14 protein-coding genes are annotated in these 7467 nt (G+C 55.0%); 13 read left to right on the top strand and 1 reads right to left on the bottom strand.

All coding sequences use genetic code 11. The features are described from left to right. The first annotated feature begins 38 nt into the window (after positions 1–38). The 8 genes from ACXJJA_RS09700 (at position 39) to ACXJJA_RS09665 (ending at position 3608) form a co-directional block, all read left to right on the top strand. Positions 39–440, top strand: coding sequence for a zinc ribbon domain-containing protein (locus tag ACXJJA_RS09700; protein ID WP_456488017.1), 402 nt, complete (start codon positions 39–41; stop codon positions 438–440). 82 nt (positions 441–522) lie between these two features. Then, positions 523–1110, top strand: a complete 588-nt coding sequence (locus ACXJJA_RS09695; RefSeq protein WP_456488016.1) for a NifB/NifX family molybdenum-iron cluster-binding protein — start codon at positions 523–525, stop codon at positions 1108–1110. A 4-nt stretch (positions 1111–1114) separates the two neighbouring features. Continuing rightward, positions 1115–1303 (top strand): hypothetical protein, encoded by a 189-nt coding sequence (locus tag ACXJJA_RS09690; protein WP_456488015.1) that lies wholly within the window; start codon positions 1115–1117, stop codon positions 1301–1303. Between the two features lie 130 nt (positions 1304–1433). Further along, positions 1434–1631, top strand: coding sequence for a hypothetical protein (locus ACXJJA_RS09685; protein WP_456488014.1), 198 nt, complete (start codon positions 1434–1436; stop codon positions 1629–1631). 54 nt (positions 1632–1685) lie between these two features. Continuing rightward, positions 1686–1997, top strand: a complete 312-nt coding sequence (locus ACXJJA_RS09680) for a DUF5320 domain-containing protein (RefSeq protein ID WP_456488013.1) — start codon at positions 1686–1688, stop codon at positions 1995–1997. Between the two features lie 49 nt (positions 1998–2046). Beyond that, on the top strand, positions 2047–2484 hold the full coding sequence (locus tag ACXJJA_RS09675) for a NifB/NifX family molybdenum-iron cluster-binding protein (protein ID WP_456488012.1): 438 nt from the start codon (positions 2047–2049) through the stop codon (positions 2482–2484). A gap of 12 nt (positions 2485–2496) precedes the next feature. Then, complete coding sequence (locus ACXJJA_RS09670) at positions 2497–3387, top strand: ATP-binding protein (protein WP_456488011.1); 891 nt, start codon at positions 2497–2499, stop codon at positions 3385–3387. 20 nt (positions 3388–3407) lie between these two features. After that, a complete protein-coding gene (locus ACXJJA_RS09665) occupies positions 3408–3608 on the top strand; it encodes a hypothetical protein (RefSeq protein ID WP_456488010.1) in 201 nt (66 codons plus the stop codon). Between the two features lie 125 nt (positions 3609–3733). Here ACXJJA_RS09665 and ACXJJA_RS09660 read toward each other — a convergent pair whose 3' ends face one another. Next, complete coding sequence (locus ACXJJA_RS09660; RefSeq protein ID WP_456488009.1) at positions 3734–4066, bottom strand: hypothetical protein; 333 nt, start codon at positions 4064–4066, stop codon at positions 3734–3736. A gap of 31 nt (positions 4067–4097) precedes the next feature. Between ACXJJA_RS09660 and ACXJJA_RS09655 the strand changes: the two genes are divergently transcribed. From ACXJJA_RS09655 to ACXJJA_RS09635, 5 genes are all read left to right on the top strand, one after another. Next, a complete protein-coding gene (locus tag ACXJJA_RS09655; RefSeq protein WP_456488008.1) occupies positions 4098–4889 on the top strand; it encodes a hypothetical protein in 792 nt (263 codons plus the stop codon). A gap of 121 nt (positions 4890–5010) precedes the next feature. Beyond that, entirely contained in the window at positions 5011–6174 is a 1164-nt protein-coding gene (locus tag ACXJJA_RS09650) for a permease (protein WP_456488007.1), read from the top strand. 10 nt (positions 6175–6184) lie between these two features. Further along, positions 6185–6319 carry a hypothetical protein gene (locus ACXJJA_RS09645; protein ID WP_456488006.1) on the top strand — a complete coding sequence of 45 codons (135 nt, stop codon included), beginning with the start codon at positions 6185–6187 and terminating at the stop codon, positions 6317–6319. 34 nt (positions 6320–6353) lie between these two features. Continuing rightward, positions 6354–6611: a thioredoxin family protein gene (locus tag ACXJJA_RS09640; protein WP_456488005.1), complete on the top strand. Its 258-nt coding sequence runs from the start codon at positions 6354–6356 to the stop codon at positions 6609–6611. 150 nt (positions 6612–6761) lie between these two features. Beyond that, on the top strand, positions 6762–7130 hold the full coding sequence (locus tag ACXJJA_RS09635; protein ID WP_456488004.1) for a hypothetical protein: 369 nt from the start codon (positions 6762–6764) through the stop codon (positions 7128–7130). Positions 7131–7467 lie beyond the last annotated feature (337 nt).

Below are 7467 nucleotides of genomic sequence, written 5' to 3'. Positions count from 1 at the left end.
GATAGTATAAACAAGGAAGTGGCGGATTTCGTCAGGAAATGCTGGGAGATGGGAGTGGCGGAGATGGTATGCGGCGGCGACCTGCGAGGAATAAAAATGATGCAAAGTTCAACCCGAAGGCAAATGCGATGATTCATAACTTCTGGTCTTCTGCCTATCTATATAAGCGGATAAGCGAGAAGGCGGAAGAATACGGAATGGAAGTGAGGAGAGAAAACGAGCGTGGGACAAGTAGTGAATGCCCACGCTGCGGCGGCTCAAAACACGTAACAAAGAGAGGCAGACTGTTCAAATGCATGGAGTGCAAACTAGAGGCGCACAGAGACGCAGTAGGGTGCGTAAATATAGGGCTCGCTCAGGGGGAGAGACTCCCTGCGGGAGTCATTAACCGGGCGGTGGCTCGCCCTCTGCTCTCCGGGGCAGGAACCTCCGCCCTTTAGGGCGTGAGGATGTCAGAACTTCTGAACAGAGGGGCGAAAGTTTTATATAATAATGAATTTATATTCATTAAAGGGGAGAAGCGTGAGGGTCTGCGTGACAGCAACTTCGGATGATTTAGACGCACAGGTCGACCCGAGATTCGGGCGCTGCCAGTATTTCGTCGTAGTGGATACTGAAACCATGAAGTTCGAAGCCGTCCGTAACGAGAGCGCCGACGCCCCCGGCGGCGCCGGCATTCAAGCAGCTCAGACGGTAGCAAGCCTCGGCGTGGACGCCGTTATTACTGGTAACGTTGGACCAAATGCATTCCAAACGCTCTCAGCTGCAGGTATAAAGGTCTTCACAGGGGCGCACGGCACCGTCAAAAACGCCGTCGAAATGCTCAAACGCAACGAACTCGGCGAAGCAGGCAATGCGACCGTCACCGCTCACTTCGGTCTCGGCAGTGCGCCAACAACGCCGCCCGCAATGCCGCCGGCGCCGCCAATCCTCACTCCAGGATTTGGGGGCGGTGGGAAAGGGAGAGGTAGAGGAAAAGTGTGGCAAGCTACGGGCACGTTGGGGGCTAAACCATCGCACGGCGCCGCTCAGGAGTTGGCAAGGCGCATTGAGAAGCTTGAGGAGGACCTGAAAGAAGTTAAAGAAATGCTTAAGAAGTTGAGGAGGTGATGCCATGCCCTTTGGAAGAGGTAGAGGCTGGTGGGGCGGCTGGCGTGGCAACCCATTCCCGTTCTGCAGGTGGTTCCCGTGGCTGCCACGCTGGTGGTGGACTGGAATTTACGGACCGATAACGCCGTGGACGCCGCTTTGGATGCCCGCATGGCAGTCGCCTTACTGGGCATACTACGGCGGGTGGTGGTGAATGGTAGGAAGAGCGAGAGGTATAGCCGGGGGAGTTGTAGGCATGGGCACAGGTAGGAGTAGAAGACGAGCGCGGCGAGGTGGCATGCGACCACGCTGCCGACACGGACGCCGCGTTTGGAGGGGATAACATGGCAGGAAGAGGCGCTGGCATGGGCGCTGGCGGTAGAGGCGCCGGCGGCGGAGGCAGAGGCGCCGGCGGCGGTCCAGGTCCTAGCGGCGAGTGCGAGTGCCCGAGCTGCGGGCATCGAGTCCCGCACCAGCGTGGCGTGCCGTGTCGGCAGATGACGTGCCCGAACTGCGGAACGCCCATGGTTAGGGCGTGGTAGGGCTTAAGTGGAACGTTCTGAATGCTGCGTTAAACGGAAAGGAGGTGATGGAGGATGGGATATGGATGGAGATGGATGTTCAGGCTGACGGGACTACCGGGCTGGCTGCGCTTCGGCTTCTCGCCGGGGTGGCTCGGGAGAAGCCCAACGGGGCTACCGCCTGCTGCGAGCTACCTCATGCAGACGGGGCAACTGCCGCAGTTCCTTTCTTATCTGCAAACGCAGCAACCCTCAGCGCCGATGCCACCTTGGGCAGCCCCGCCGATGGGCAAGGAGCAAGAGATAGAAATGCTGGAGGCGCAGGCGAAAGCCCTCGAAGAAGCGCTCTCGCAAATAAAGAAGAGGCTTGAAGAGCTTCAAAAGTAGGATATCATGTTTTATTTTTCCCTTCCTTTTTATTTTCAGGGTGAAGCCTGTGAACGACGAGCTCGAGGGGATCCGTAAGAGGAAAATGCAAGAGCTTATAGCAAAAGTTTCCCGTTCGAAGCTTAAAGTTGCAGTTCCCACCTATGCAGGCGGGCTCAATGACAGCATCTGCGAGCACTTCGGCAGGGCGCCGACGTTTACCATTGTGGATTTAGAGACGGGCGACGTGGAGGTCCTGCAAAACTACAGCGAGCACTTCGGCGGCTCTAAACTACCCCCAGAGCTTCTCTCGGAAAAAGGTGTCTCTGTAGTTCTCTGCCGCGGGTTGGGTCCGAGGGCGTTGGCGATGTTCCAGCAGTTCGGCATCGAAGTTTACGTGGGCGCTAGCGGCACCGTCAGCGATGCTTTGCGAGAATTCCAAGCTGGAATTCTCAGAGAAGCTTCTGAGAAGGATATCTGCAGGGAACACAGGCACAGCTTCTTCTAATACGTCTAACCGATGATAATCTCGGTGGCGAGCGGGAAGGGAGGCACTGGCAAGACGACGGTCGCTGTCAATCTCGCGCTCTCGCTCTCCTTAGCCGGCAAAAGCGTAGCATTGCTCGACTGCGACGTCGAGGAGCCGAACGCCGCTTTGTTTCTAAAGCCCGAAATAACCGAGGCGGAAAAGGTCTGCATAAAAACGCCAAAGATTTTAAAAGAGCGCTGCGACTTCTGTGGAGTCTGTTCGAAGTTTTGCGAGTTCAATGCGCTCTTCGTGGTGCGTCCCGTGCCCGAACGCAATGTGGAAGGCGATGTTCTCGTCTTCCCGCAACTCTGCCACGGCTGCGGCGGCTGCGCCCTCGCCTGCGAGCGAAACGCAATAATCGAGGAGGACAGACCCGTGGGCATCGTGAAGAAGGGCTTCGCTCACGTCGATGGCGGAGAGATCTTCGTTGCTTACGGCGAACTTAACGTCGGCGAGCCGATGCCCGTGCCCGTCGTCAAAGCCGTGCGTAAAGCGATAAGCATCCAGCACGTTGTAACCATCGTGGACGCCCCACCGGGCACGTCCTGCCCAGTGATATTCTCGGTTTATGGCAGCGACTTCTGCATCCTGGTCACGGAGCCGACTCCCTTCGGCTTATACGACTTAAAGCTTGCTGTGGAGACGCTTAAAAAGCTGAAAACTCCCTTTGCTGTCGTTTTGAATAAAAGCGGCGAGGGGGACGAGATGATACAGGAATTCTGCACGCAGGAAGGCATAAAAATCTTGATGAAAATCCCGCTCGCCACCGAAATCGCAAAACTGTATTCAAAGGGCATACCTTTCGTCTTAATGCTTGAAAATTGGAAGGAAAGGTTTTGGAAGCTATATGAGCGAGTGTTGAGTTGCTTAAGCGATAAATAGCGGTTAGGCTGACTTCAAAAATGATGATACGGCTATATTTGGTCCGGCATGGAGAGGCAAAGAGTGCGGCGGAGGACCCTGCTCGCCCCCTGACCAACAGCGGGAAGCTCAGAGCGGTGCAGACTGCGGAACTCATGGCAGAGGCGCTCATGCCTTTAGCTGAGCCAAAAGTATGGGCTGAAAGGCTGCGAGACTCCTCCTCACCGGCAGGGACGACGTGAAGCCTGTAAAATTTAGGATGGCGGGAGTTGTCTGCCTAGAAAAGAGTAAGAAGGGAAAGGGGTCGCTGTTGTGGGCGATGCCTCCCGAACTCGTCTGACGTCGTTCCGCATAGTCAGGTCCGTATTCAGCTCTGAGGAAGCGTAAAGTCTTCGGGGCGGACGTAGCAGAAGCCATTCTTAAGGGCAACTTCTCTATCGCTTGGACGATCTGCGACGTAGAATGCCAGCTTTGGCTTATATTCCTCCATGACTTTTCTCAAGTTCTCATCCTTGTGCGGGTCTCCATCGTAGTAAAAGTCCAAGCTGTGCACGCGCTTCTGAACTTTCTCATAGGCGCCGACGATGCCGACGACGAAGTTCTCGGCCTTGAGCGCTCGCAAAGATTTAAGCCTGACCGGTCCTCGAGGGTCGCCGCACTCAAGTGTCCCGTCAACGTCAAAAACTAACATAACGCCCATTAAATGTTAATGCGCAAACTCTATATTAACGATGGCGATGCGACGGTTTACCGTCCTGATAGTCGGTCTAAAAGCGGAGGACGCCGGGAAGACGACGCTGGCGAGGGCTTTACTACGATATTTAAGAGAGGGAGGGGTGGATGCCTGTGGTTTTAAACCAAAAGCAGGGAATAACGTTTGGTATGACTTTGATGTCGTCTACGAATCTCTCTCACAAGGACGACTCTACGGCAAGGATGCAAAGCTGCTGCGGGAGGCGTCCGAAACAGAGCTGCCGGAGGAGGTCATAAACCCCATCCATAGGCTCTGGGCGGAATGTTATCCCTCACTTGAAATTCCAGACTTCATCGCCGATCGGATAACCATACACCGCCGCATTATAATCGTGCTGAACGCACTCATGCCGGTCGAGCCGGAGGTCGAGGAGTTGCTGGAGCGGCTCTGCCGCCGTGCCTCGCAGACGTTCAAAGTCGCACGGCTGAAGGAGCTGAACGCCCTCGCTGCGAAATACGAGAGTGCAATGGAATCCGCATACAAGGAAATCGCAAAACGACATGAAGCCATCGTTGTGGAGAGCTACTGCGACGTCGCCCTTCCTTGGAAGAAGCTCAAGCCGGACCTCGTTTTGGGCGTGGAACCCTGGCGCATCTCAGCTTACGACGCCGAAAAATACGTGGCGGCTGTCGAGCTCGTCGGCAGCACGGAAGTGAGCACGGATAACGTATGCCCGCTGCTGAAGCCCGTTAAGCAGGCGAAAGTGCCACCCTCTCCCACGTCAAAGGTCGTAGAGTGCTTAAAAGGCGTGTTACGCCTCTTCTTTTGACCCTTTTCAATCTCGAACTCGACAAGAACCGCTGAGCATCAGTTTAGAGCGTAGTGATGCGAGACCTCCTCCGCAAACAAAGCAGAACTTTTATATACAGTAAATTTCAAATAATTTTGAAATGAATGCGATAGTCACGGTCTTCAGGGCGGGTGTGGATGAAACGCTCACCTACCTCAGCTACCACGTCCTCGGCTGCTTGGTGCCGGCGTTCTTCATCGCAGGCGGCATCGCCGTCCTCCTCTCCAAAGAGGCGATCATCAGGTACTTCGGGGCGTCCGCGAGACGCTGGCTCTCTTACAGCATAGCCTCCGTCTCGGGAACAATCCTCGCGGTCTGCAGCTGCACCGTCCTCCCGATGTTCGCCGGTCTTTACAAGCGTGGCGCCGGCATAGGACCTGCAACCGCCTTCCTCTACTCCGGACCTGCCATCAACGTGCTTGCGATCGTTCTGACGGCGAGAGTCCTCGGTCTTGATATCGGGGCGGCAAGAGCGTTCTTCGCGGTCGCCACTTCGGTCGGCGTCGGGCTTGCGATGGCGGCAATCTTCGAGCGTGACGTTAGCGTCCCGGCAACTGCCGCCGGCAGCGCTCGGGTGAGCTTACCTGCGGCGGAGCGGCGAGCGGAGGAAAAAGGCAAGCCGGCATGGGCGACGCTCACCTTCTTCGCAATCCTCGTCGCCATCCTGCTCGTCGGTGCTTCCACTATGATTCGCTGGACGGTGAAGCTCGCCGTCGTTTCACCACTAATCAGCGGACTTGTGGCTCTCCTCAAGCTTTATTACACGAGTGATGAGGTCAGGGAGTGGCTCTACGAGACTTGGTGGTTCTTCAGGACGATCTTCCCGATTTTGCTCTTAGGGACGTTCATCATCGGCATCATCGGGGGCGTTGCCGCCGTAGCTCAGGGCGTTGACCCGCTCACGCCGGTTGTTGTCGGCGGCAAAACTTTCAAGGAATATGAAGTGGCGATCGGAAAGCTCACGCAGAGGGTTTTTGGGGCGACGACGCCGCTCTCGTGCTTCATCGCCTCCGTCATCGGAGCCTTGCTCTACATGCCGACGCTGCTCGAAGTTCCGATAGTCGGCGACTTCTTCGGCTACCTCCAAGGCATGATGGCACCGGGTCCGGCGCTCGCCCTTCTGCTGGCAGGACCGTCGCTGAGCCTCCCGAACATGATCGTCATCTGGCGGACGATAGGGGCGAGGAGAGCCGCCGCCTACGTAGCGCTCGTAGTCGTGCTCTCGACGCTCCTCGGGCTGGTTTGGGGCGCCGTCGTGAAATGATGGGAAGGTGATGAATAAATGGCACACAGAAGAAGAAAAGTTGAAAGAGCTTTTAAGGACCTGGGGAGAGATACATGAATGTCGGCGACGCTTCGTCGAAATCCCCATGGAAACTTCTCGCGTCGTCGAAAACTGGAGGAAATGAAAGCGAGATGAATTTAAGCTGGAAGGTGATTGGAATGGTGAGGGTGCAAGTTTTTGGGACGGAGCCGCCGTGTGCGAAGTGCAAGGCGACGGAGAAGCTCGTCAGGAAGCTCGTTAAGAAGCTGGGGCTCGATGCGGAAGTCGAAAAGGTGAACGTGTTCTCAGAGGAGGCGGAGCGACTCGGCATCATGATGTCGCCCGCCGTCGTCATCAACGGAAAGCTCGTGAAGCATGGAGGCGTGCCGACGGAGAAGGAGCTGAGAGAGGCGTTAGAGGCGGTAGCTCGCTCATGAACGACGAGGCAGGCGTAAAGGGAAGGATAAGAACAATAATTCATTCCCTTGTCACTTTCAAGCATCTTTATTTTTCTACTCCTCTGGTGGAGTAAATAGCACCGTTTTTGTTTTATACTCCAAGTAGAAAACGCAAAGAGAAGGCTGCTAGTGTCGCTTAGCGTTCTGATGCTCGAATGTATTGTGGCATTACGTCCAAAGGGACGGCACGCCGTTGTGATTTGCGTCATCGTCCAAAATGTCACGGCTCGCAGCCTAAATCCATCAGGTCTTCAAGCAATGCGGGAGTTGCGTCCCGTTCGTGCAGTTCTTCGAGGAGATCTGACCTTAACGGTTAGGAGCTTGCAAAGGCGAGCAAAGGGCGACGCCGAGAGCATCGCCGGAGGACGAAGCTCACTCAGAACGCACCGGGATGGGGCCCTCGTGGCTCTAATCGTCGTCATCCAACAACAGAGGAAGGCTGCCAAGATCAAATATCGGCAACGGACTGGGGGCGGCGGTTGGGGAGTTGTGACGTGATTGACGTCGGCTACCAAGGCTTGAGGGCGACCGTAATGTTTAAAATAACGTGGTGGATAAGTTATTGAGGTGCTGGGGTGATGGGAAGGATGGACAATTTCGCATATACTTCCATTAGGTGACATTTCTTATAATTGTAATCAAATTTGTTATTAGTAGAAGGAGGCGGTAACAATGGAAATGAAGGTGAAAGATTTAACGGTTGGAGAATTGAAATCTTTGATATCAGATACAATCAAAGAGAGTCTTGAAGATTTAATCGAGGATATAGTGGCACTTTCAAGTGAGGAGTATCTACGCTCAATTGAAGAAGCGAGAACTGATTATAAAAAGGGTA

Source organism: Candidatus Alkanophaga liquidiphilum, assembly GCF_053996935.1.
This window is presented reverse-complemented; position numbering and strand designations above follow the sequence as displayed.